Annotated in this window: 1 protein-coding gene; it reads right to left on the reverse strand. The window is 50.2% G+C overall.

Annotation, left to right across the window (positions count from 1 at the left end; genetic code table 11):
* The coding region (locus HK25_RS12410; protein WP_143296023.1) for a carbohydrate porin at nt 1-231 on the reverse strand (231 nt) is incomplete at both ends.

The following is a 231-nucleotide window of genomic DNA, read 5'->3' on the forward strand; positions in this document are numbered from 1 at the left end:
TAATATAGGTCGAGGCGGTTGGTTTAACCAGAATACGTGCCGCCCATGTGGCAGAGGTAAAGGAAGGCGACGAGCCATCAATTGTCAGCGTTGTGGGCGAAGAGCACAGGAAGGTTGCGAACATACAGTAAAGTTCTGAACCCTCAAACTCACCCCCTTTGGGGTTAGCCCGGCCGGCAAGAATATACAGATGCTTATTAAACAGCTCCTGATCCCAGGTCATTTCTCTGA

It is taken from the genome of Acetobacter sp. DsW_059 (genome assembly GCF_002153695.1).
GTDB classification, from domain to species: domain Bacteria; phylum Pseudomonadota; class Alphaproteobacteria; order Acetobacterales; family Acetobacteraceae; genus Acetobacter; species Acetobacter thailandicus.